Origin of the sequence: Haloarcula japonica DSM 6131, from assembly GCF_000336635.1 — an archaeon.
In the GTDB taxonomy this organism is placed as follows: Archaea; Halobacteriota; Halobacteria; order Halobacteriales; family Haloarculaceae; genus Haloarcula; species Haloarcula japonica.
Genome location: NZ_AOLY01000040.1, coordinates 51245 through 75763 on the forward strand (window position 1 = coordinate 51245; position 24519 = coordinate 75763).

The 24519-nt window shown below is 61.0% G+C and carries 23 protein-coding genes and 2 pseudogenes; 18 read left to right on the forward strand and 7 right to left on the reverse strand.

Annotated features, from left to right (window positions below; all coding sequences use genetic code 11):
• The first annotated feature begins 143 nt into the window (after positions 1–143).
• From C444_RS16990 to C444_RS17025, 8 genes are all read left to right on the forward strand, one after another.
• Positions 144–638, forward strand: coding sequence for a hypothetical protein (locus tag C444_RS16990; RefSeq protein ID WP_004594276.1), 495 nt, complete (start codon positions 144–146; stop codon positions 636–638).
• A 3-nt stretch (positions 639–641) separates the two neighbouring features.
• Positions 642–2147 carry a UbiD family decarboxylase gene (locus C444_RS16995; RefSeq protein ID WP_004594277.1) on the forward strand — a complete coding sequence of 502 codons (1506 nt, stop codon included), beginning with the start codon at positions 642–644 and terminating at the stop codon, positions 2145–2147.
• Positions 2144–3547, forward strand: a complete 1404-nt coding sequence (locus C444_RS17000) for a UbiD family decarboxylase (RefSeq protein ID WP_004594278.1) — start codon at positions 2144–2146, stop codon at positions 3545–3547. Before C444_RS16995 ends, C444_RS17000 begins: the two co-directional genes overlap by 4 nt.
• Positions 3548–3717: 170 nt before the next feature.
• Positions 3718–5400, forward strand: a complete 1683-nt coding sequence (locus tag C444_RS17005) for an acyl-CoA synthetase (protein ID WP_004594279.1) — start codon at positions 3718–3720, stop codon at positions 5398–5400.
• A 45-nt stretch (positions 5401–5445) separates the two neighbouring features.
• On the forward strand, positions 5446–6612 hold the full coding sequence (locus C444_RS17010; RefSeq protein WP_004594280.1) for an acyl-CoA dehydrogenase family protein: 1167 nt from the start codon (positions 5446–5448) through the stop codon (positions 6610–6612).
• Entirely contained in the window at positions 6612–8396 is a 1785-nt protein-coding gene (locus tag C444_RS17015) for an acetyl-CoA carboxylase biotin carboxylase subunit (RefSeq protein WP_004594281.1), read from the forward strand. Before C444_RS17010 ends, C444_RS17015 begins: the two co-directional genes overlap by 1 nt.
• 2 nt (positions 8397–8398) lie before the next feature.
• Positions 8399–10117 (forward strand): acyl-CoA carboxylase subunit beta, encoded by a 1719-nt coding sequence (locus C444_RS17020; RefSeq protein WP_004594282.1) that lies wholly within the window; start codon positions 8399–8401, stop codon positions 10115–10117.
• A 3-nt stretch (positions 10118–10120) separates the two neighbouring features.
• The gene (locus C444_RS17025; protein ID WP_004594283.1) at positions 10121–10585 is read left to right on the forward strand and encodes a MaoC family dehydratase; all 465 of its coding nucleotides are present in this window, start codon (positions 10121–10123) and stop codon (positions 10583–10585) included.
• A gap of 40 nt (positions 10586–10625) precedes the next feature.
• On the opposite strand, the gene C444_RS17030 is transcribed toward C444_RS17025, so the two are convergent.
• Both C444_RS17030 and C444_RS17035 read right to left on the reverse strand, forming a co-directional pair.
• Positions 10626–11348, reverse strand: coding sequence for a class I SAM-dependent methyltransferase (locus C444_RS17030; RefSeq protein WP_004594284.1), 723 nt, complete (start codon positions 11346–11348; stop codon positions 10626–10628).
• 42 nt (positions 11349–11390) lie between these two features.
• Positions 11391–12224, reverse strand: coding sequence for an HpcH/HpaI aldolase/citrate lyase family protein (locus C444_RS17035; RefSeq protein ID WP_004594285.1), 834 nt, complete (start codon positions 12222–12224; stop codon positions 11391–11393).
• Between the two features lie 214 nt (positions 12225–12438).
• Between C444_RS17035 and C444_RS17040 the strand changes: the two genes are divergently transcribed.
• Entirely contained in the window at positions 12439–13314 is an 876-nt protein-coding gene (locus C444_RS17040; protein ID WP_004594286.1) for an amidohydrolase family protein, read from the forward strand.
• Here the strand turns inward: C444_RS17040 and C444_RS17045 are convergent.
• Complete coding sequence (locus tag C444_RS17045; protein ID WP_004594287.1) at positions 13311–14072, reverse strand: enoyl-CoA hydratase/isomerase family protein; 762 nt, start codon at positions 14070–14072, stop codon at positions 13311–13313. The two genes, C444_RS17040 and C444_RS17045, sit on opposite strands and share 4 nt — an antisense overlap.
• Positions 14073–14165: 93 nt before the next feature.
• Positions 14166–14822, reverse strand: a complete 657-nt coding sequence (locus C444_RS17050) for a helix-turn-helix domain-containing protein (RefSeq protein WP_004594288.1) — start codon at positions 14820–14822, stop codon at positions 14166–14168.
• Between the two features lie 106 nt (positions 14823–14928).
• Between C444_RS17050 and paaA the strand changes: the two genes are divergently transcribed.
• The 6 genes and pseudogenes from paaA (at position 14929) to paaE (ending at position 17827) form a co-directional block, all read left to right on the forward strand.
• Positions 14929–15870: a 1,2-phenylacetyl-CoA epoxidase subunit PaaA gene (gene paaA / locus C444_RS17055; RefSeq protein WP_004594289.1), complete on the forward strand. Its 942-nt coding sequence runs from the start codon at positions 14929–14931 to the stop codon at positions 15868–15870.
• 5 nt (positions 15871–15875) lie between these two features.
• Positions 15876–16055 (forward strand): annotated as a pseudogene (locus C444_RS23150) (PacF protein); the annotation flags it as partial.
• Between the two features lie 48 nt (positions 16056–16103).
• A pseudogene (locus C444_RS23155) lies at positions 16104–16403 on the forward strand (PacF protein); the annotation flags it as partial.
• Entirely contained in the window at positions 16403–17236 is an 834-nt protein-coding gene (gene paaC / locus C444_RS17065; RefSeq protein ID WP_004594291.1) for a 1,2-phenylacetyl-CoA epoxidase subunit PaaC, read from the forward strand. The pseudogene C444_RS23155 and the gene paaC, both read left to right, overlap by 1 nt.
• Positions 17229–17663, forward strand: coding sequence for a 1,2-phenylacetyl-CoA epoxidase subunit PaaD (gene paaD / locus C444_RS17070; RefSeq protein WP_004594292.1), 435 nt, complete (start codon positions 17229–17231; stop codon positions 17661–17663). Before paaC ends, paaD begins: the two co-directional genes overlap by 8 nt.
• On the forward strand, positions 17660–17827 hold the full coding sequence (paaE, locus tag C444_RS22445) for a 1,2-phenylacetyl-CoA epoxidase subunit PaaE (protein WP_004594293.1): 168 nt from the start codon (positions 17660–17662) through the stop codon (positions 17825–17827). Before paaD ends, paaE begins: the two co-directional genes overlap by 4 nt.
• A gap of 110 nt (positions 17828–17937) precedes the next feature.
• Here paaE and C444_RS17075 read toward each other — a convergent pair whose 3' ends face one another.
• Together C444_RS17075 and C444_RS17080 are read right to left on the reverse strand one after the other, a co-directional pair.
• Positions 17938–19389 carry an aldehyde dehydrogenase family protein gene (locus tag C444_RS17075; protein WP_004594294.1) on the reverse strand — a complete coding sequence of 484 codons (1452 nt, stop codon included), beginning with the start codon at positions 19387–19389 and terminating at the stop codon, positions 17938–17940.
• A 147-nt stretch (positions 19390–19536) separates the two neighbouring features.
• On the reverse strand, positions 19537–19995 hold the full coding sequence (locus C444_RS17080; protein ID WP_004594295.1) for a MaoC family dehydratase: 459 nt from the start codon (positions 19993–19995) through the stop codon (positions 19537–19539).
• Between the two features lie 98 nt (positions 19996–20093).
• On the opposite strand from C444_RS17080, the gene paaI reads away from it, so the two are divergent.
• Positions 20094–20489: a hydroxyphenylacetyl-CoA thioesterase PaaI gene (gene paaI / locus C444_RS17085; RefSeq protein WP_004594296.1), complete on the forward strand. Its 396-nt coding sequence runs from the start codon at positions 20094–20096 to the stop codon at positions 20487–20489.
• A 3-nt stretch (positions 20490–20492) separates the two neighbouring features.
• Here the strand turns inward: paaI and paaK are convergent, their stop codons facing one another.
• Positions 20493–21782 (reverse strand): phenylacetate--CoA ligase PaaK, encoded by a 1290-nt coding sequence (gene paaK / locus C444_RS17090; RefSeq protein ID WP_004594297.1) that lies wholly within the window; start codon positions 21780–21782, stop codon positions 20493–20495.
• Between the two features lie 131 nt (positions 21783–21913).
• On the opposite strand from paaK, the gene C444_RS17095 reads away from it, so the two are divergent.
• Entirely contained in the window at positions 21914–23086 is a 1173-nt protein-coding gene (locus tag C444_RS17095) for a thiolase domain-containing protein (protein ID WP_004594298.1), read from the forward strand.
• A complete protein-coding gene (locus C444_RS17100) occupies positions 23083–24519 on the forward strand; it encodes a zinc ribbon domain-containing protein (protein WP_004594299.1) in 1437 nt (478 codons plus the stop codon). Before C444_RS17095 ends, C444_RS17100 begins: the two co-directional genes overlap by 4 nt.

Consider the following 24519-nt stretch of genomic DNA (forward strand, 5'->3'; position numbering starts at 1 on the left):
TTCAGCTCACAGAGGGGGCAATTCGAGCGACAAACTGTGGTCGGGATGCATGGATCAGTGAAACGGTGGGTTGACGACGGTACATATATGCCATTGGGACAAGAGGTTGCTAAGAACATCAGCAAAACAACTGAGGGCAGGTAATGTCGAGCCACTACATCACGTCAGCGGACCATCTCCCCGAGGAAGCACAGACAGAAACCACACTACAGATCACGGATGCCCAAACGAAACGCATTTTCGAGGCACGCGTTCGGATTGCCAAGGACCCCGATGCACTCACTGACCCGGAGCCGCTAACAATCGTCGCCGGGCCACACGAGAGCGTCAGCGAGACCAGATACGTCGAATTGCTTGACGAGACTGATGCGACCGGTATCGATCAGGAGCTGGTGGCACATCTGGCGGCCGATCAGGAGACGGCGTCGAACATCCTCAATACTCGATCCGACGACCTGAAGGTCATCTTACAGTATCTCGTCGAGACTGGTGAGTACGAGTCAACGTCTGATGCGCTTCGCGAGATCGCGTTCGACTACTTCGCCGCAGAACGACCGGCCCTGCTTGACGCCTACGCGGAGGTCCGCCGCGAACTCAACGACGACCCACTGACACGCGTCCTCGATAAGCAGGAGTGACAGATGTCCGTTAATTCGCTCCGCGAGTACCTCGATTTGCTCGACACGACCGGCTGGCTCCGGACTTTTGACCAGCCGGTGTCGTGGGACCTCGAAGCAAGTGCAGCGACGATGCTTGCCAATATCCGTGACGGCCCGATTCCGGTGTTTGAGTCCATCGGGGGGCTAGAGACGGAGTCGAAACTGGTCGGCGATCCGTACCGCGGCCCCCAGACGCGCCCTTGGGATCACTTCGCCCGCGCACTGGGACTCCCAACTGACCTTTCGGGACGTACGTACTACGACCGAGTGATTGATCGCCTCAACGCGCCGCAAGCGCCCCGAACTGTCGCGAGAAACGGGGCCCCCTGCAAAGAAACAGTGCGGACGGGGAACGGGGTCGACCTCCTGTCGTTCCCGTGGCCATATATCCACGAGGGCGACGGGGGACGGTACTCGAACCACCACACCATCGTCGCACCGGACCCCGACACGGAGTGGGGGACTTGGTCGAGCCATCGCATGATGGTCCACGACCGTTCTCTGGCCAGTCTGCTGTTACTGGCCGGTGAGCAGGTTCCCAACCGCTACTACTACGACTACGAGCAACGTGGCGAACCGATGCCTGTCGCGGTCGTTATCGGTGCGGAACCCACCGTTGAGAGTACCGCAGATATGTGGATTCCGACAGGACGGAGCGAAGCGGCCTTCGCGGGCGGCCTGAAAAACGCGCCCGTGGACCTCGTCCAGTGCGAAACCAATGACCTGTACGTCCCGGCGACGGCCGAGTTGGTTCTCGAAGGGCACGTTCGACCCGACGACCGGCTGGATGAGGGACCGTTCGGAGACTACTTCGGCTACATGAACGGCCCGCGACGCTCCATGCCGGTGTTCGAGGTCGATGCGATCACTCACCGCCACGAACCGCGAATACCGTTTTGCGTTGAAGGGAGCGGTGTCGGATACGGGCAGAACTCGACAAGTACGCTACGACTCGTCGCAGCCGGTCCCGACGCGACTGTCGGACTTCGGGCCGCCGGATTCGACGTTGCGATGGCGGTCCCGTGGCGATTCACCGCTCGTACCGTCTGGGTCATCGCGACGGACCGACCGTATCCGGGCTATCTCCACGAACTGGCGAACTTTATTTTCACGACGTGGGGAATGCTCCACATCGACTTCTTCGTCTTTGTCGACGCTACCGTTGACCCGCTTGATCCGCGAGCAGTGTTGTCGGCCATTGCGCTTGAGGCCGATCCCGACGCCGACTTCCACCAGTTCGGCGTCGAGCGGATGCCGAAAGTTCCGCTCAATATCTACCAGACCCCCGATGAGAAGGGCAGTGCGGACGTGGGAACTTCGAAGGCGAAGACGGCCAAAGCCTACATCGACGCAACGACTGACGATGAGGCCACGGATACGACGGCGACCCCAAAAACACGGAAGAAAGCGCAGAAACGGCTGGTCGAAGCGGGACTAGACGCTGCGCGGTTCGACCGACTCGACGAGCGAGAGGGGACATTCCAGTGATACCGTTCACGCAGTACGTCCGTGGACTGGCCGGCGACGACGACCTCGTCCGACTCGACGGCCCATTCGAGGTCCCGGTTGACGTGCTTGCGGCGGAGGCGCTCCGTGCGAGTGGGCCGGCGCTTCGGTTCCAGCGGTCTACGGGCATGGATCTAGTTAGCGGTGTGTTCAGCGGTCCCGACCAGACACAGCAGCGTGAGGCCAGGCCGTGGTCGCGGCTGTCGCTCGGCCTCGGACTCGACCCGGAGGCCACGCTCGTTGAGCTACTAGAAACGATCAGCACTCTCGGTCCGGCCAGCGGGAATCCGGAGCCGACGTACACGGGCCAAGCGGCCTCGGGGACAGATATCGACGCACAGGACCTGCAGTTCCCGCAGGGCGAAACCGATACGTGGCCCGCAGTGACGCTTGGGGTCGCATCGGTTTCGACTGCTGACGGCACACACTGGGCACCGGTTCACGGCTCGGTCGTGGGCGGCGACACACTCAGAGTGCGCGTCCCGGACGCGCTATCGCCGCTTATTGCTGACGGGACAACGACGACGATAGCGCTTGGCGTGCCGCCGGCGGCGATCACGACGGCATACCTGCTCGCTGTCACCGAGCAAACTGCCACGCCGATCCAGTCCTGTGGGGTAACTGGCACCGTTTCGCTCGTCCCGACCAACGGTGGACTCGTCCCGAGTGCGACGGAAGTCGTCATGGAGACGACGGTCGTGGACCGCCAACCGGACTTCCGTTCCGACCGTCGAGAGGGTTGGGAGTACGTCGTTGAGAGCGGCCCGCTCTCGTTGTCGGTCGAGCGCGTCCGCACTACTGAAAACCCGGTCATCCCCATCTCTCCCGTCGGTCGGCCACTCGCGGATGACACCCGTCTCACGGGGCTCGCGACCGCCGCAGCGCTCTATCACCGGGTCAACAACTACTGGGGTATCTCGCCAGTGGAATGGATTATGTTGCCGGCGGAGGCCGAACTCGGGATCTGTTTCGTAGCGAGTGACGTACTCTACGGCGGCTTCGAGTGGCAACTCGCGAACATCCTCTTTTCGTTCTCGTCGCTTTTCGACACAGTCGTTATCGTCGACGAAGACGTTCCGCCACAGGACTTCGGCCGCGTTCTGGCCGATATCTGGCTGAAATCTCACCCGGCCCGCGACTGGACGTTCAGCGAACCGGATGCACCGGCGGCGACACGCCCTCACTACCGACGAGACAACGCGACCGGCTCGCGCCTGTACGTGAACGCGGCGTGGGACCCACGCTGGAAGGAAACCTACATCGCGCCGCGAGTCACGTTCGAGAATTCGTTCCCGAACGACGTCCGCGACGTAGCTCGTGTCCTGTGGGACGAACTCGCCACCGCTTCCGGAGAGACGATTGAAAACGAATCGTCCGATTAAATATGTCTCTCGAATGTACATATATTCAAATATGTTGTAATCAGTTCTGTTTTCACCTTATTGAGTCAAGATAATACCTACGTAGGAAACAAAAATAAAATATATACAATATATTTTTTGCAAAAAATAACCGGTACAGTTATACCAGAATCCGGTATTCCGAGCGGTGTATGGTCACTAGCCACAACCTCCCGGATTACGACACAGCGCGGAACGAGTTCTCCTGGGACGAGATCTACGCGGCAGCGGACTGGGACGCACCGAACGACCTGAACATCGGGCACGAAGTCGCCGACCGACACGCGACCGACCGGGGACAGGTCGCACTCTATCAGGTCGGGACCGACGGAGAGCTGTCGAAAATGACGTTCTGGGAGCTTGCCGACCGCTCAAGCCAGTTTGCTAACATCCTCGACGACCTCGGGGTTGCGCAGGGTGACCGGGTCTTCTCGTACATGCCGCGCATCCCCGAGCACTACGTGGCGCTGGTCGGCACGCTCAAACACGGCGCGGTCTGGGGAAGCGTTAACGAGCGGTTTGGTCCCGACGGCATCTCGTACCGTCTGGACGACTGCGACGCGAAGGTCGTCGTCACCACGACCGACAATCGCGACACGGTCGAAGACGCACTGGACGATGCGCCCACGGTCGAACACGTGATTACCGTTGACCGCGGTGGCGGCGCACCTGCTGATGACGTGGTTTTCAATACCGCGCTCGACGGCGCGAGCACTGCCTACGAGGTTGCCGAGACCAGCGGGGAGGACGACGCACTGCTGTACTACACATCGGGAACGACTGGGCTGGCCAAGGGCGTCCTCCACAGACAGCGCTGGATCGCCGGTGTCGCGGCAACACAGAAGTACGCCGTGGACCTTCAGGACGGCGACCTGTACTGGTCGACCGGCGACCTCGGCTGGCTAACGGGTGCAATCAACACACTCGGTGCTTGGTTCTGGGGTGCATCGCTGTTCACGTACGAGGGCGAGTTCGATACCGACGAGTGGGCCGCCCTGCTCGACGAATACCCGATCAGCGTCCTGTTTTCGGTTCCGACAGCGTACCGGATGCTTCGGGAGAACGAGGAGGTCCTCGCCGATGTCGACCTCGATCTGCGTCATGCCCTCTCCATCGGCGAACCACTCAGCGCCGGGGTCGTCGAGTGGGGGGAGGAGGAACTCGGCGTCACGATTCTGGACACGTACGGGCAGACCGAGACGGGGAACATGATTATCAACAACTATCCGACGATGGAACTCCGGCCCGGGTCGATGGGGAAACCACTCCCCGGAATCGAGGCCGACATCGTCGACCCACAGAGCGGTGCGGTTCTGGAACCCGGCGAAACGGGCGAGATCGCACAGCGGGGTGACTACCCGTGTTTCTTTGCAGAGTTCTGGAACAAGCCCGAGAAGACCCAACGGGCGTTCATCGACGGTCCGGACGGGACATGGTATCTCTCGGGCGACCTGGCACACAAAGACGAGGACGGCTATTTCTGGTTCGAAGGCCGGGCAGACGACGTGATCCTCTCTTCCGGCTACCGCATCGGCCCGTTCGAGGTCGAGAGTTCGCTGGGCGAACATGAAGCGGTTGCTGAGGCGGCCGTCGTCCCCAAACCACACGAGGAGCGCGGGAACATCGTCAAGGCCTATGTTGTGCCGAGCGAGGATGCAGAACCGTCTGACCCACTCAAAGAAGACATCCAGAGCTACGTGAAAGAAGAGCTCTCAGCACACGAGTACCCGCGCGAAATCGAGTTCCGCGAGGAACTGCCAAAGACTGTGACCGGGAAGATCCGCCGAACCGAGCTCCACGACGACGCCGAAGCAGAAGCCGAAGTCGAATCCTGACAGAGGGTATCAAGCAGTACGAGTACCAACGCATACCCACCACCAATGAATTTCGAAGCTACAGAGGAACGTTCGATGATTCGGTCGACCGCAGCGGACGTGGCGGCCGAGTACGGACCGGAGTACTGGCGCGAGAAAGAAGAAGCAGGCGAGTTCGGAGAGGAGTTCTGGGACGAACTGGCCGCAGCCGGCTTCCACGGCCTGCTGGTCCCGCCGGAGTACGAGGGGGCCGGGATGGGGATACAGGAGATGGGGCTGGTCATGGAGACGCTCTGTGCCGAAGGCTGTGGCATGGCGGGCACTTGGTATCTGGTGCTCACCGCCGGCATGGCTGCTGTCGGTATCAGCGAGAATGGGACAGAGGAACAGAAACAGACCTATCTGCCGGACATCGCCAACGGCAAGCGGAACTTCTCCATCGGTATCACAGAGCCCGAGGCCGGGACAAACACGTTGAACGTCGCGACCCGCGCCGAGAAAGACGGTGACGAGTACGTCTTGAACGGGAACAAGGCCTGGATTACCTTTGCCGACCGGGCTGACAATATGATCCTTGTCACGCGCACGACCCCACGCGACGAGGTCGAGCGCGGGACCGACGGTATAAGCCTGTTTATCGTCGATATGGACGACCCCGCCATCGACGTCTCGCCGATCCCCAAACACGGTATCAACTACTCGAAGTCCTGTGAAGTCTTCATCGAGGACGTTCGGGTCCCCGAGGAGAACCTTCTGGGCGAGGAAGACGACGGCTGGTGGGCCCTGGTCGATATGTTGAATCCGGAACGCATCGGCTTTGCAGCCGCCGGGACCGGTATCGGCAAACTAGCCGCCGACACTGCTATCGAGTACGCTAGCGACCGGGAAGTGTTCGATGCACCTATCGGGAGCCATCAGGCCGTCTCGTTCCCGATCACCAAGGCGTACGCCCGCATGGAAACGGCGGCGCTCATGCGTGAGAAGGCGTCCTGGCTCTACGATCAGGGTGAGGAGTGCGGATACGAGACAAACATCGCGAAGGCGACGGCCGTCAGTGCTGGTATCGAAGCAGTCAAACAATCGATGCAGGCGTTCGGCGGCTGGGGTTACGCGAAGGAGTACGACGTCGAGCGGTGGTGGCGTGAAATCAACTTAACGCGGCTAGCCCCGGTCTCCCAGCAGATGGCGTACAACCATATCGGGCAACACCTCGGCTTCCCCAGATCCTACTAATGTTCGAGAAAGTCCTTGTCGCAAACCGCGGCGAAATCGCGGTTCGTGTGATGGCTGCGTGTGAAGAGCTGGGTATCGAGACGGTCGCCGTCTACAGCGACGCCGACCGCAACGCCGGCCACGTCGAGTACGCCGACGACGCATACAACGTCGGGCCGGCACCTGCAAGCGAGTCGTACCTCGACCAGACAGCGATCCTCGATGTCGCTGAGCGGGCCGGGGCCGACGCAATCCATCCGGGGTACGGTTTCCTCGCGGAAAACGCCGAGTTCGCCAGCCGCGTCGAGGCGGCCGACGGTCTCACGTGGGTCGGCCCGCCAAGCGACGCGATGGAGACGCTGGGCGAAAAAACGAAAGCCCGGACGGTGATGCAGGACGCCGGCGTCCCAGTCGTCCCCGGCACGACGGACCTCGTCAGTGAGCCAGCGGAAGTACGGGAACTGGGCGCGGAGTACGGCTACCCCATCGCGATAAAGGCCGAGGGCGGCGGTGGCGGTCGCGGCATGAAGATCGTCCGGAGCGAGGCCGAGGTTGCGGAGGCGCTCAAAAGCGCACGGCGTGAGGGCGAAGCCTATTTCGGCAATGACTCGGTGTACGTCGAGAAGTACCTCGAAGCCCCGAAACACGTCGAAGTACAGGTGCTTGCGGACGAACACGGCAACGTCCGCCACCTCGGTGAGCGCGACTGCTCGCTACAGCGTCGCCACCAGAAGGTCATCGAGGAAGCCCCGAGTCCAGCACTCGATGCCGAATTACGTTCGCAGATCGGGGAAGCTGCCAGACGCGGTGTCAGTGAAACCGGCTACACGAACGCCGGCACGGTGGAGTTCCTCGTCGAAGACGGCGAGTTCTATTTCATGGAGGTGAACACCCGAATCCAGGTCGAGCACACCGTCACCGAAGCAGTAACGGGGATCGACATCGTTCGCTGGCAGCTCCGGGTCGCTGCGGGTGAGCAACTGGATTTCACGCAGGACGACGTCTCGATAGAGGGCCACGCCGTCGAGTACCGGATCAACGCAGAAAACCCGGCAGAGGACTTCGCACCGACGCCGGGACCGCTGACCACGTACGAGCCACCAAGCAGTATCGGTGTCCGGCTCGACCACGCGGTTTCCCAGGGCGACGATATTGGTGGCGACTACGACTCGATGATCGCGAAGCTCATCGTCGCTGGCGAGGACCGGCAACACTGTCTGGACCGGTCGAGGCGGTCTCTCGACCATTTCACCGTCGAGGGGGTCCATACGACTATTCCGTTCCATCGGCTGATGCTCGACGACGACACCTTCGTCGCCGGGACGCACACGACGAAATATCTCGATCAGGAACTCGCCGACGATGCCCTCGACGCGGCTGTTGCACGATGGGGGACCGACGAGGTTGGCGGCGACGCCTCGTCGGCATCGACTGACGAAATCGCTGTCGAAGTCGATGGGAAGCGCTTCGATGTCGTCGTTACGGACGGCCTACCCCGCGTCTCCCGTGATGGCAACGCCAGTGTCAGCCCTGGCAGTGACAATTCGGGAGGCAATTCGCCCGGTGCCGGCACGGCGGACGTGACCACGTCGGGTGCGATTACGGCCGAGATGCAGGGAACGATTCTCTCGACAGAAGTCACGCCCGGTGACGATATTGCTGGTGGCGACGTCGTCTGCGTACTGGAGGCGATGAAAATGGAAAACGACGTGGTGGCGTCCACGGGTGGAACCGTTGCGTCCGTCCCGGTTACAGAGGGCGACTCCGTAGACATGGGTGACACCCTCGTTGTACTGGAGGAGTAAGTATGCAAGTCAGAATTTCAGGCGACGCAACCGAATCGGAAGCACAGGCCATTGCCGAGGCGCTGGCGACACACTTCGAGGACGACGTTACTATCGTCGTCGACAGCGGCGAAGCGGTCGGCAGCGCGACCTACAACGGCAATGGACGGGACGAATCCCCAGAACAGGTCGACGACAACCTCGGCCCGACCGAACGCGAGGAGAAGCTACGCAAGGAGATCGAAGAGATCCTCGAAGGCGGGCCGGAAAAATATAAAAAGCAGTTGCCCGAGGAAGGCAAGCTGTTCGTCCGGGACCGTATCGACCTGTGGTTCGGCGACGATTTCCTGTTTGAGGACGGGAGGTTTGCGGAGTTCGACGCCGACGACCAACTCCCGGCTGATGGGCTCATCACGGGGGCCGCGGAGTTCGAGGGCCGTGATCTGCATTTCATGGCCAACGATTACACGGTCAAACGCGGTAGCATGGCCGCGAAGGGCGTCGAGAAGTTCCTCCGGATGCAACAGCGGGCGCTGAAAACAGGCCGTCCGGTGCTGTATCTGATGGACTCCTCGGGCGGCCGTATCGACCAGCAGACGGGCTTTTTCGCCAACCGCGAGGGTATCGGGAAGTTTTACTACAACCACTCGATGCTCTCTGGGCGTGTCCCGCAGATCTGTGTATTGTACGGTCCCTGTATCGCCGGCGCGGCGTACACGCCGGTGTTCGCGGATTTCACCGTTATGGTTCGAGATATGAGTGCAATGGCCATCGCCAGCCCCCGGATGGTCGAAATGGTCACCGGCGAAGAGATCAGCCTCGAAGAGCTCGGTGGCCCCGACGTACACGCACAGCACTCCGGGAGTGCGGACCTCATTGCCGACGACGAGGAACACGCCCGTGAACTCGTCGCGAAACTCATCGGCTATCTGCCCGACAACGCCGACGAGGACCCACCGCAGACCAGCAGGACGGCCCCGAAGCGTTCGCCGGAGGGTATCGATTCTGTTGTGCCAGAAAAGCCTAACAAGGGCTATGATATGTTCGACGTGATCGAGCGGGTCGTCGATGCCGGATCGACGCTCGAACTCCGGCCCGAGTACGGCAAGGAGATCATCACGTCGTTTGCCCGGATAGACGGCCGTCCGGTCGGGGTCATCGCCAACCAGCCAGCCCAGCGAGCAGGGGCCATCTTCCCGGACGCGGCGGAGAAAGCCGCCCAGTTCATCTGGACCTGTGACGCCTACAACATCCCGCTGTTGTATCTCTGCGATACGCCGGGGTTCATGGCTGGCTCAGGCGTCGAGAAGGAGGGCATCCTCGAACAGGGCAAGAAGATGATCTACGCCACGTCTTCGGCGACAGTGCCCAAGCAGTCCGTCGTGGTCAGGAAGGCCTACGGCGCTGGCATCTACGCGATGTCCGGTCCCGCGTACGACCCCGAGTCGACAATCGGCCTTCCGAGCGGGGAAATCGCAATCATGGGCCCCGAAGCAGCAATCAACGCCGTCTACGCACGCAAACTCTCCGAAATCGATGACGAGGACGAACGACAGCAAAAAGAGCAAGAACTCCGCGAGGCCTATCGCGAGGATATCGACATTCATCGAATGGCCAGCGAAGTCGTCGTCGACGACATCGTCCCGCCGAGCGACCTCAGAACGGAACTGGTGAACCGGTTCGCGTTCTACGAGACCGTCGAGAAAGACCTCCCGGACAAGAAACACGGAACCATCCTCTGAGCTATGACAGGACTATACTACGAGGAGTTCGAGGTCGGCGAAACCATCGAACACGAGAAGCGCCGCACGATCAGCGAGCGCGACAACCAGCAGTTCTGCGATATGACGATGAACCAGCAACCGTTGCATCTCGACGCCGAGTTCGCGGCTGAGACGGAGTTCGGTGAGCGACTGGTCAACGGACTCTACACGATGAGTTTAGCTGTCGGACTAACCATCCCGGAGACGACCGATGGCACTATCGTCGCGAACCTCTCATACGACAGTGTCGAGCATCCGAACCCGGTGTTTCACGGCGATACGATCCGCGTACAGTCGACTGTGACCGACAAACGTGAGACCAGTGACGGTGACCGCGGCATCGTCACGATGCACGTCGAGGTGTTCAAACTCACAGATGCGGACGAGGTCCTCGTCTGTGAGTTCGACCGCACCGTGCTGTCACTGAGACGCGATCACGACGACTGAGGCGGGACTGATCGGCGACCAAACCGCAAATCGGAGTCATCTATTCTGGGACACCGATGACCCATCGCCATCGTTGCTCGAACGTCCCATCGAGAGAGCCGAGAAGTTCGCGGGCTCGTCGAACTCGTTTTTCCGTATCGAGCTTCGGATAGAGCCGTGCGGCCATCGCAGGAATCGCGTGGAACAGCCGGATATTTTCGGCAGTCGTCGAAAACTTCCACGTACCTGTCGACGTCGAGAACTCACCAGCGACGGCTTCTTCGACAGCCGATGTGTCAGTCGGAGAGCGTGATTCGCGCTCGAACTGTTCGAACACGTCCGTGCCGTCAGGCCGGAACCAGCCAAGCGGTGCGACGGCCCCGATCACGCCGTCCGCTCGGAGGACTTTGGCGGCTTCCCGTACTGCAGTCGCTGGCTCAGGGACCAGAAAGAGCGAGGCGGTGAACGCGATGGCATCGACCGACTGATCTCTGAGCGGGAGGTGGTCGAAATCGGCCTGCAACCGGGCAGTGGAGTCGATTTTACGCAACATCTCGCGACTGATGTCGAGCGCAATGGTATCCGCTGTTGTTTCAGCGAACACGCGCGTGCTCACACCTGTTCCTGCGCCCGCATCGAGTACTGTCCCGAGTCCCCCGTCAGTGCGAGCGGTCATCTCGGCGGCGAGCAGCCGTGCGAGTGAGGTGAACCGATTGGTCCGCCGCTCGTAGGTCGTGTAGGCGTCGACGCTGGCATCGAAGTTCTGCCGGACGACGGCTTTCATACACGACAGCACTGGCAGGTCCCGGATAGGTGTTGCCGTTGGCTACCGCTGACCGGCCTCGCGAGCACGTTCGAGGACACGCTCCGCCTGTGCGATAAGCGGTGCATCGATCATTTCTCCGTCAACCTCGAACACCCCAGCATTTGTTTCTTCGTCGGCCGCAACGATGCGTTCGGCCCATGCGATGTCCTCGTCACTGGGGGTGAACGCGTCGTTGATGACCGCGACCTGCTCCGGATGGATCGCCATCTTCCCGTCGTACCCGAGTTGGGCAGCGAACTCGGTGGCGTCATGGAGGCCATCCAGATCACCGTAGTCGGGGTAGATCGTGTCGATTGCGTCGATTCCCGCGGCGCTGGCCGCAACGACGACCCGCTGGCGTGCATAGAGCACCTCCCGTCCCTCGCTGGTGCGACTCGCACCGATGTCGGCCGCGAGGTCTTCGGCCCCGAACAGGAGCGCATCGGTGGAATCGGCGGCTGCAATCTCAGCCGCGTTGAGGACGCCAGCGGCCGATTCGACCAGCGCAAGCACCGGGAGGTCCGCGCTATATTCGTCGAGAAGCCGTTCCAGTGCTGATATGTCGTCGGCCGAACTGGCCTTCGGGAGCATCACACTGTCGGGAGTGGTGTCTGTCAGTATCGCAGCGAGGTCGGCTGTGGCACTTACTCCTACTGGGTTGATACGAACGCAGATGTGGCTGTTCGAGCTGACAGTCGAGAGTACCAACTGAACCGACTCACGCGCCTGTTCTTTATCCGCCGGTGCAACCGCATCTTCGAGATCGAAGACGACGACATCAGCGTCGCCGTCGGCTGCTTTCCGCATCAACTCCGCATTGTCACCCGGTGCGAACAAAACACTGCGACGAACCATAACCGTCTCTTCACCCCCCGGAAGTAAGATCGTAGGGGATAGACGGCCGGTCATACACAGGGTGACCGTGCGTCTGGCGACCTGTTCGCCTGTCGCAGTCAGCACGATGCTTCTCGAATCAGCGATCGGTGCCACAAATCCAGCTACTCCGGTGGGTCTGCTGCACAGCACAAACAGCATGGATTTTTTATCATACTGGGTAAAATCTCCCTCTGTGACAACTGACCTCCCTGGTGTTGCCGAGAAGCAACTGTTCGATACGCACGCCCATCAGCCGACCAGTGAGTTCCTCCACGACGCCGGCGGCGAAATGATGCAAGACGCCGCCGACCGGTTCGGCACTGATCTTGAGACGTGGGACTACGACGAAATGATCGCGGAATACCACGAGGCGGGCGTCGGTGGCGCTGTCCTGCTTGGCTGGGATGCGGAGACGAACACCGGGAACCCACCCGTCCCAAACGACTACGTCGCCGAGGTTCGGGACGAGTATTCCGACTTCTTCGTCGGGTTCGGGAGCGTCGACCCGCTGAAAGACGACTGCGTGCAGGAGGCGATCCGGTGCGTCGAGGATCTGGACCTTTCGGGGTTCAAGTTCCAGCAGATCGCACAGGGCTTTGACCCTTCGGACGAACGCCACAACCATCTGTGGAGTACCATCGAAGACCTCGGCGTCCCCGTTGTCTTCCACGGCGGGAACTCGACACTGGGGGCCTGCAGTGCTGGCGGCCGTGGCCTGAAAGTCAAGTACGGCAACCCGATGCTTATCGACGACGTGGCTGCTACACATCCGGACCTCGACATTCTCATCGCCCACCCCGCCTTCCCCTGGGAGAAAGAGCAGTTGGCGATCTGCCAGCAGAAGGGCAACGTGTACATGGATCTCTCCGGCTGGGTACCGAAGTACATCGACGACCAGGTACTCCACTACGCCGGAACCGTTCTCAAAGACAAGGTGATGTTCGGCACCGATTATCCGATGATTGACCCCGAAACGTGGCTTGAATCCTTTGCTCGCGACACTGACTTTGATACGGACGTCCAGCGGAAGATCCTGTTCGAAAACGCCCAGGACTTTTTCGACCGCTAGTCGAAGTCTGGGGTTCGTCCGTCCAGAAACGCCTCGACACCACGCGAATGAGCGGGCGTATCGTACGCCAGTGACTGGATGCGTGCTTCTCGACGCAGCCCGGTTTCTAGAGGCTGGCCGATGTTGTCGTGAATCGCTTCCTTCGCCAGCCCGAGGTTCGCCGTCGGCTGTGCCCGAAGCGTTTCGAGCAGGTCAGCTGTCCGCGCATCAAGCTTGGCCGGTTCCACAGCCTCGTTGATCAGATCCATTTCGGCGGCACTCTCGGCGTCGATCAGTTTCCCGGTGAACGCGAGCTCTTTGGTTTTCCTGAGTCCGATGAGCCGGGGCAGTATAGCGGTTGCGCCCATGTCCGGGACGAGACCGACGCTGATGAACGACGCACCGAACCGGGCGGACGTGGCGGCGTACGCGAAATCAGCGACAGCCACGAGCGACAGCCCGGCACCGACTGCATCGCCGTTGACTTTCGCGACGACAGGCACTGGGGCTGAGAGGATATTACTGGCCACCTGACCCAGCGTTGTTCGGACCCGCTCGTAGGCTTCCGTTGCCGATTCCTCACGCTCGCTCATCGCCTCGATATCTCCGCCGGCACTGAACGTATCACCGTCGCCAGTCAGGACTACGGCATCGTGTGTCGTCGGGTCGAGGTCAGCGAGCGCATCAGCTAGCTCAGTAGCGACCGCTTCCGTCATCGCGTTTTTCACATCGGGACGGTCAAATACGATTCGTCGAACAGCGCCGTCTTCAACGCGCATGGTCGTACTCAGACGCGCGGGTACTTTACTCTCCGTCGTCGCTCGAACGGTCGTCGTCGTTACTCACCGCTGTCACTTGGAAGGCCTTCACCGCTACTCTCCACCATCGCCCAGACGGCCGTCGCCGACGCCGCCAAACAACTGTGTGAACAACGAGTGCTGTGCGCGGTGGAGTCGTTCGAGGAACGCAGACTTACTGATACCGAGTTCGGCAGCGACTTCGCTAGCAGTAGTCTGTCGTGGGACGACAAAGTAGCCCATCTCGACTGCGTACCGGAGACTTTCCTCCTGTGCCGGCGTCAGGTCCCACTGCTGTGCGATAGACGCGTCTTCTGTTGCACGCAGTGCGTACACCCGTTGTAGCTTCACGCCGACGGTTTCACCGGCCGTCTCCATGACCGTCTGAAGAATTTCGTGGCCCACCACAGCGCCAGTCAAAATCGCGTTTCCGTCCCGATACGTCAGCGATTCCACCATGAAACCTGCGCTGATGAGTTTGTGGACGACACACTGCTGAAGCGACAGACACCGGTAGTTGTACCGGCCCTCGGTAACTGATTGGTAGAGATATCGGATCCGGTCGTCCTCATCGAGGTAGTCTATAAGATCGTCACTTGCCTGTGCACTGAACCGTAGCAACACGTTACGGTCATCCCGGAGGAGTGGCGGGGCCGCCTCGATGGGTGTCCCGGTGGCACTGCTCGCATCTGCCAGTGGGCAGTCGTCACCCTCGATGCGAAATTCGACCATCAGACACTCCTCTATCATTGCCTCGTATATGTGCGAATATCCTTATAAAACCCGTCTATATAGGGGCAAATTAGTAAGAACATTCCTCACGATTTATGAGACACATATGAACGTCGACGAAGTCAAAGCTCGCGCTGGACCCCGGGAATTCAGCCCGAAAGACGACCTTCCTGAGGAGTATCGGAAGGCAGCCACGCGGATGCTTGAATTCCACGCCAACAGCGAGATCATGGGGGCGTACCTCGAACGGCCCTTCATCAGAAAAGCCCCAAGTATCGAGCGAAAGATGGCCTTCAGCGCGAAGGTGCAGGACGAAATTGGACACGGACAGATGCTCTATCGAGCGGCGGAGTCGCTCGGGATCAAGACCCGCGACGAGATGCTCGACGATCTGGCAAACGGGGACGGGAAGTTCCTGAACTGCTTCCATTACCCGATGGAGAGCTACGTCGAGACGCCGATGATTGCCTTCTTTGTCGACGGGGCCGCGATGCGCCGCCAGGCGACGCTGAAAAAGTCCAGTTGGGAACCGTACGCCCACGCGATGGACAAGATCTGCTTCGAAGAGGGGATGCACGTCAAACATGGCGAGTCGATCCTCCGTGAACTGATGAACGGGTCCCAGAAAGAACAGCGCATGACCCAGGAGGCCTTCGAGGAGTGGTGGCCCCGAATCCTGCAGTTCTTCGGCCCGACCGACGACCAGAGCACCCATCACGACTTCGCCGCGGAAGTCGGGCTGAAGACGTGTACGAACGACGAGCTTCGGAACGCGTTCCTCAACACGTACATCCCGAAGGCGAAAAAGTACGGGCTGGAGATGCCCGACGAGCCACGCATCCGGGACAACGGTGACGGGACCTATGAGGTCGTCGAGGACGACCTCGACTGGGACGAGTTCTTCACTGTCTCGCAGAACGAATACGACGGCAGTATCGAGCAGATTACCGGTCGCCGGCAGGCTCAAGAAGCGGTTCAGTGGGTTCGGGACATGATGGACGACCAAACGACGACGAACAGCGGCCCGCAGACACAGGCAGCGGACTGAGAACGATGATCTGGGAAGTATTCCGACAACAGAGTCCGGACGTGGATTTCGTTCACTGCCGGGACGTCCACGCACCCGACCGAGAGATGGCGAAGCAGTTCTCGGTCATCCAGCACGGACGGCGGAAGCCGACCCACGCGCTCTGGGTTGCCCCGCAGGAGAAAATCACGCAGGTCGATCCCGACGCAGAGCGCCGTGACGAGACTGGAAACGGTCCCGAGAAACCGTGGGCCGTCTTCCGGCAGGACAAGCCTGGGGGGTATCACACGCACTGCGGTGATATCGAAGCCGCTAGCACTGCCGGGGCAGAACAGGCAGCGATTGCGACGTTCACTGACGACGATCCCAACAGTCTCTGGGTCGTCCAGCACCAGTACATCGGCGAAGTCACCGAGGACGACGTGAGCTTCGGTGGCACGACCAACAAGTCCTACCGGTTCGCACAGACGTACAACGTCGACCCGGCTGCTGAGGAGGTCGAAGCCTCCGAGTCCGAACAGATAGAAGCAGAGAAACAGCGAGGTGAGATATAATGGCAACAACTGAATCCGACCTCGGCGGTCCGACCGACCTTTCTGAAGACGAACAGCGCGCAGTCGAGGCACAGCTGCTCCGGCTCGCCGACGATGAGCTGATTCAGGCCGAACGCTACACGTTCTGGCAGGTGCGTGCGCCGACACTGGAATCGGACCTCTCGATTTCGAACAACGCACAGGACGAGCTGGGCCACGCACGACTGTGGTACGATGCGGTACAGCAACTCGGCTACTCCGAGGAATCGCTCATCTACGAGAGCGACCCCAGCGATTTCCAGCACAGTACGCTCGTCGAGCTACCGTTTGCGGAAGGTGACTGGGCCGATGCTATCGTCAGAGCGTACCTCTACGACGTTGCTGAAGACATCCGCCTCTCAGCGCTTGAGGACTCGTCATACGAGATAATCCGGAACAGAACGAGTCGCATCCAGGGCGAAGAGGGCTATCATCTCGAACACGCTGAAAGCTGGCTGGACCGGATGGCACTGGACGAGGAAGCCAGCGAACGGGTTCAGGCGGCCATCGATGAACTCTATCCGTACGCTCTCACGCTATTCGAACCCGTCGGCGACGTGGAGGCCGACATCGACAGGCTGGGCATCCGGACGATGACTCTCGATGAGATGCGTACCGAGTGGGAGACTCGCGTCGAATCGTTCCTGACCGAACTGGGATTCGACGTGCCGACCGATGCCGCCCCCGCAACGCCGGCAGGCCGGGACAACGAACATACCGACCACTGGCATGACCTGCACGAACAAATGACTTCGAGCTACCGGAATCTGGGACGCGACGAAGCGACGCTGATAATGGCGGACGACGATGAGTAGCGACTACGACCGGCCACGCGCAGACGCTGATGCCACCGCGTGTTCGTACACTGACTACGAGACCAAGGACCACGCGGCGGACGACGTGCCAGCCACGGGTGAAGATGCCGACGGCATCGAACGCGACGTGTGGGCGGCCCTGTATCAGGTCGAGGACCCGGAGATGCCGGTCAGCATCGTCGATCTGGGCCTCATATACGGCCTCGACGTGTCCGACGGCGAAGTCACGGTTGACATGACCCTCACCTACAGCGGCTGTCCAGCACGCGAGATCATCCTCGATGAGGTCGAGGAGGCCGCCGAGAGTGTCGACGGAATCGAGACCGCGTCGGTCCGACTGGTCTGGGCCCCGGACTGGTCGATTGATTTAGTCACAGAACAGGGCAAAGAAGCACTGCGGGATTTCGGAATGAGTTTCGACGGATGAGCGAACCGGACCCCAGTGTCACGACCAGCGGCGAACAGACGGGCGCGGAGTGCCCGTACTGTGGTTCGACCGACACCGAACGGAAACACCCACGTGGACCGTCACGGTGTCAGTCGATCCATTACTGTAACGAGTGCCTGCAGCAGTTCAAGAAGTTCGAGTAAGCTGTTATTACTCGCTAGTTCTGGCGTCGCATTTTATACCGTGAAACAGCGCGGCGGTTCCATTGATGACACTTGACTGGCGGCGTGACCACGGCGCGTCAGCGGGAGCTTCAGCCGAGATTGATGTGGACGTTTTTCACCTCTGTGTAGCTCTCGATGGCCTGCTCGCCCTGTGCGCGGCCGTGGCCGCTCTGTTTCGTGCCACCGAAGGGTGTCTGTGGCCAGGTGTTGGGCGTCTCATTGACCATCACCATCCCGTAGTCCAAGCTGTCTGTGACGGTGTGAGCGCGAGTCAGATCGTTCGTCCAGACACAGGCGGTGAGGCCGAACGGTGAGTCGTTCGCGACCTCAATGGCCTCTTCCTCGTCGCTAACTTCGATTGCGGTAAGTACGGGACCGAAAATCTCCTCCTGTGCAATCGTCATCCCGTTGTCCACGTCGGCAAAGACGGTCGGCTCGACGAAGTGACCGGTGTCTCTGTCCGCCGGAACGCCACCGCCGGCCACAACAGTCGCACCCTCCTCCTTGCCGGTCTCGATATAGTCGAGAATCTCCTGTTGCTGGCCCGCACTGACGACTGGCCCCATCTGACCATCGTCGTCGATGCCGCCGCCGAGTGGGATGTTCTCGGCGATCTCAGCCATCCGGGAGACCATCTCGTCGTAGACGTCTTCGTGGACGACGATACGCGAGTTCGCCCAGCACATCTGCCCGGCGTTCATGAAAATCCCGTACTGGATGCCGCGGGCAGCGGCATCGAGGTCAGCGTCGGGGAACACGACTGCCGGACCCTTCCCGCCGAGTTCGAGCGTGATGTCGGCGACCGCATCGGCAGCAGTGCGCTGGACCGTCTTTCCGACGCTTGTACTCCCGGTGAAGGTGACGTGATCGACGCCCTCGTGTCCGGTGAGTGCGTCGCCGGCCTCGGACCCCTTCCCGGGAACGACGTTGACGACGCCGTCTGGAAGGCCCGCTTCTTCGGCGGCTTTCGCGTAGTACAGCGCTGACAGCGGCGTCATAGCGGACGGCTTGAGAATAACGCTGTTCCCCGCCGCCAGCGCCGGGGCCAGGCCACGGCCGGCGAGCTGGAAGGGATAGTTCCACGGCGCGATGTGTGCGGTCACACCGACTGGCTCACGAGTGGTGTAGTTGAGCCGGCCGTTCTCGACGGGAATCTCGTCACCGCGGATCTTGTCCGTCCAGCCGGCGTAATGGCGGAACGTATCGGTGACCATGTCGATTTCCAACCCGGCTTCGAACGGCGTTTTCCCGTTGTCGTGGGACTCAACCATGGACAGTTCGTCTTTCATCTCCTCGATGGCGTCGGCCATCGCATGGAGTTTCGCCCGGCGCGTTCCCGGGTCCATCGTCGCCCACTCGGAACCGTCTTTGACGGCCGCCTGTGCCGCCTGTACTGCAGCATCGATATCGGACGCTTCAGCCTTCTGTACTGTCGCGTAGGTCCGTTCTGTTGCTGGGTCCTCCGTCTCAATGCTGTCACCGTTGGTCGCTTTTCGCCATTCTCCGCCGATATACAGGTCTGTCGGGCCGGTGTACTCCATTGCAGTAACAGAGGGAGTGCGCGGCGTCTTAGTTGTTATTATTGATCATTAACGTCCGGGCGATGAGAGCGTTGTCTTCGAGTTTCAAGCCGCAAAATTGCGGTACTATCCGCTACCGATGCATCGCTTTCGGACACGTCTGTAGACTCACTCGCGCTTCTTGATCAGGAACTTCATGTCGCCCTCGAAGACGACGGTCCCGTCCTGGTTTTCCATTTCGGTGTCGAGGACGACTAACCCGGCGTCGTCGCGCCCGACCTCCTTGGTGTTGTCGACGACGATCTCCAACTGGAGCGTATCGCCAATGTGGACCGGGTTCGGGAGGTCCATGTAGTTCATCCCGAGGAACGCGAATGCGGTCCGTTCGACGATACCGGTCCGGTAAACGAAGCCGGTCGCCTGCACGAACGTCATTGGTCCATGTGCGATTCGCTCACCGAACTCCTGTTCTTCCGCGTACTCTTTGTTCGTGTGCAGTTCCGTCCAGTCACCCGACAGCGCAGAGTGCATGACGAAATCGGATTCGGTGACTGTCCGGCCGACACTGATAAACTCCTGTCCCTCTTCGAAGTCCTCGAAGTGGTGTGGCTCGTAGCTGTACGCCATATTTTTTCATGTAATAGCAGCCATTTATATTTTTACGCTCCGCTGACAGCAGCAGTGACCGGTATATATTTATTATTCCTGATAGAAACACAGATCGTATGTCCGGCGTCGCCGACGAAGTCAGAGAGCGCATCGAATCAGACGCGTACTGCGAGACCCTCGGCATCGACGTCGTCGAACTCGACTCGGGGTACGCCCAGACTGAACTGACGATTACCGAGGACCTGCTGAACTTTCATGGGACGCCCCATGGCGGTGCGATCTACTCGCTCGCAGATGCGGCTTTCGCCGCTGCGTCGAATTCGCACGGCGAGGCGGCGGTTGCACTGGAGACAAACATCTCGTATCTCGACGCCGTCGACACCGGTGAGACGCTGTCTGCGACTGCTGAAGAGACGCATCTCGCGGACAGTACCGCGGAGTATGAGGTCACGGTGACTGCACAGGATGGCGAGCGCATCGCGACGTTTCGCGGACGAGTCTACCGGCCCTGACAGTCAGTCACGGTGGTCGTAGACGCGTTTCACCTTGCCGACCTGCGTTCGTTCGATGCTGCCGGGTGCGACGAGTTCGAGTTCGTCCGGGGTGAACGCGAGCACGTTCTCCAGCCGTTCGATGATTTCGTCTTCCAGCGCTTTGTCGCCCGGCCCTTGCTCGGCAGTCCGTTCGATGGTGAGTTCCAAGACGTCGAGGTTGTTCTCCTCGTAGAGGTCAATCCGGTAGTGCGGGGCGACGCCGTCGATGTCCAGCACAGCGTGTTCGATTTCGCTGGGATAGAGGTTCACGCCACGGACAATGAGGAGGTCGTCAGTCCGGCCGGTGACGTTGTCCATCCGTACCATCGTCCGTCCACACGCACACTCGTCGTAGTTCAGCGTCGTGAGGTCACCAGTCCGGTATCGGAAGACCGGTAACGCTTCTTTCGTGAGTGTTGTGAGAACGAGTTCACCCTCCTCACCTTCCTCGACCGGCTCCTTCGTGCGTGGGTCGATGACTTCCGGGTAGAAGTGGTCCTCCCAGATGTGAAGCCCGTCCTGCGCTTCGTGACATTCACACGAGACGCCGGGACCGATGATCTCCGAGAGCCCGTAAACATCGATGCCGTCGACGCCCAGCCGATCCTCGATTTCTGCCCGCATCGGATCGGTACACGGCTCCGCTCCGAAGATAATCGTCGAGATTGGCAGGTCGCTGGGGTCGTGGCCCATTTCCTCGGCCGTTTCGGCGAGGTACAGCGCATACGACGGGGTGCATGTGAACACATCGCTCTCCAGGTCGGTCATCAACTCGACCTGTCGCTGGGTCTGGCCGCTCCCGATAGGGATAACTGTGGCCCCCAGCTCCTCGGCTCCGTCGTGGAGTCCCAATCCGCCGGTGAACAGCCCGTATCCGTAGGCGTTCTGGACGGTGTCGCCCGGTTCGGTCCCGCTCGCAGCTAGCGAACGTGCAACGACTTCACTCCAGTTGTCGAGGTCGTCATCCGTGTAGGAGACGATCTTCGGCTTCCCGGTCGTCCCGGACGACGCGTGGATCCGGGCGACGTCCTCATCGTCTACGGCGAACAGACCGTCGGGGTACTCGTCGCGGAAATCCTCTTTCGTCGTCATCGGCAGCTTCGTGATGTCGTCGATACTCTGGATGTCTTCGGGCGAGACGCCCGCCTCGTCGAGCTTCTCCCGGTAAAACGGGACGTTCTCGTAGGCGTGCGAAACAATCCCCTGTAGTCGGTCGGTTTGTAACGCACGCAGCTCTGTGCGGTCGGCCGTCTCCAGTTGCTTGTACACCATCGTCAATGATAGAGTGGAATGATAGTGATAAAATGGTTTGGGATTGACCACTCTGACCACCGGTCGTGCTTGCTGTGTGACTGTCGACAAGTGATGCAAAGCTATTTTTCAGTACCCTCAGAGTTCCATGTATGCGGGACGCGTATCTCATCGGCGCAGGGCAAACGCCGTTTGGCTCGATGCCCGAAGAGAGCTACAGATCACTGTTTGACCACGCAGTCAGCGAAGCTATCGACAGTGTCGACCACGGTATCGATACGGATGCGATAGACGAAGCGGTCGTCGGCTCACTCGGCGTGGGCGGTCGACAGCTCGGTCTCTCGGGACCGGCAGCGACCGAACACGCTGGGCTGCACGGCGTCCCCAGCGTGCGCGTTGAAAACGCCTGTGCGGCGTCGGGCTATGCTGTCCGACAGGCAGTGCAGGCGGTCAAAAGCGGGATGGCCGACGTGGCGCTGGCTGGCGGCGTCGAAGTCATGACGGACATGAGCAGCGACGTGACGAAGTACTGGCTCGGCGTCTCCGGCGAAACAGAGTGGGAACGGCTGACCGGGACGACGTTCTCCGGCGTCTACGCGCAAATGGCAAGTGCGTATCTACGGGAGTACGAAGCAAGCGAGGAGCACCTCTCGATGGTCGCGGTCAAGAACCATCGGAACGGCGCAAAGAACCCGAAGGCGCACCTGGGCTTCGAATGCTCCCTGGAAGACGCTGTCGACGCTCCGGTTGTTGCGGACCCGTTGAACCTCTACCACTGCTGTCCGACCTCCGACGGCGCAGCGGTCGCGCTCGTCGCCAGTGAGGATGTCGTCGAGCAGTACACTGCCAACCCGGTCCGGATTGCCGGGGTCGGCGCGGCCAGCGACCGGGTCGGCCTCTTCCAGCGAGACAACTACACTTCGATTTCTGCTTCGGAGATGGCCGCAGACGCGGCCTATGACCGTGCCGGGGTCGAACCTGACGATCTCGATTTCGCAGAGGTCCACGACTGCTTCACCATCGCCGAACTGCTTGCATACGAGGACCTCGGGTTCTGTGACCGCGGCGAGGCACCACAGTTGCTCGAAGCGGGAACGACCGACGCTGACGGAGCGATGCCGGTCAATCTCTCCGGCGGGCTGAAATCGAAAGGCCACCCTATCGGCGCAACCGGTGCCGGACAGATCGTCGAGGCGTTCAAACAGCTCACCGGCAGCGCCGCGGACCGGCAGCTGGCGGCCCCGAAGTACGGGCTCACGCACAACGTGGGTGGGAGCGGCGGCAGCGCCGTTGTCCATATTCTCGAACGGGAGGCTGCACGATGACTGTGTCGGGGCTCGCGGCCATCGGCGCGTACGCGCCTCGCCTGCGGATCGACGCCGAAGAGTTCGAAGCCGCGTGGGGTCGGTTCGATGCAGCGGGGATCGACGAGAAGGCAGTCCCCGACGCCGACGAGGACGCCGTCACGATGGGTATCGAAGCGGCCCGCCGTGCGCTCACTGCGGCCAACGCGTCCGGCACGGATGTCACGCATCTGGCCTTTGCGACGACGACGCCGCCGATGGCTGAAGAGGACCTCGCGGCGCGACTCTGCAGTATTCTCAACGTCCCCGACGATGCAAAGACGCAGACGATGACCGGCTCCACAGACTCCGGTGCTCAGGCACTGGACGCAACTATGGATGGCGGGCCGTTCGGGGACGGTGTCGGCCTCGTCATCATCAGCGACTGTCCGCGGGGCGATCCTGACAGCGAGGTCGAACACGCCGCCGGTGCTGGGAGTGTCGCGCTCGTTGTCGACGATGACGGTCCCGGAACTGTACTTGAGCGGGCATCACACACGGAGGCATACCCCGGAACGCGGTTCAGAACGGGCGGAGACGACCGAACGACCGGTCTGGGCGTTACGCAGTACGACCGCGACGCGTTTACGACCACGCTCGGCAGTGCGGCGGACAGACTGGACGTGCCCACAGAGACAGTCGATGCGGCAGCGGTCCAGTCTCCGGACGGAAAACTCCCGTATCGGGCGACAGGTGCGCTCGGCGTCGACGCAGAGACTATTGCCGCTGCGGACACAGTCAGTACGCTCGGGGACACCGGCGCGGCAAGTGCGTTTCTCGGGGCGGCGACAGCGTTTGCGGACGACGCCGAACGCGTGCTGATCGCCGCGTATGGAAGCGGTGCGAGTGCGACGCTGTTCGTCGTTACTGGTCCCGTTCCGGTCGAAACCGCACTGGACGGTGCTGTCTCTCTGTCCTACGCCGAGTACCTCAGGCGGCGTGGCGAGATCACACGCGACGAGCCCGAAGGTGGCGGAGCTTACGTTAGCGTCCCGTCATGGCAGCGGACGATCCCGCAACGTCACCGACTCGTCGCCGGCCGGTGTTCCGCGTGCGGTGCGTTGAATTTCCCGCCGACCGGGGCCTGCAACGACTGTCACGACCGCACCGGTGAGTTCGAGGCTGTCGAACTGCCCGGGACAGGGACAGTCGAGGCGATAACGACCATCGAACAGGGCGGTGCGCCGCCGGAGTTCGTCGCCCAGCAGTCCAAGAGCGGCCAGTTCGACAGCGCTATCGTCGTACTCGACGGTCCCTCGGGCGAGCAGACGGTAAGCGTCCCTGCACAGGTGCTTCAATCGACGGGCGAAGTCACAATCGGCACACCTGTCGTGCTGACGACGCGGCGCATCTACACGCAGGAGGGCGTCATCAGATACGGCTTCAAAGCACAGGTCGCCAGCCAGCGCCGGTAG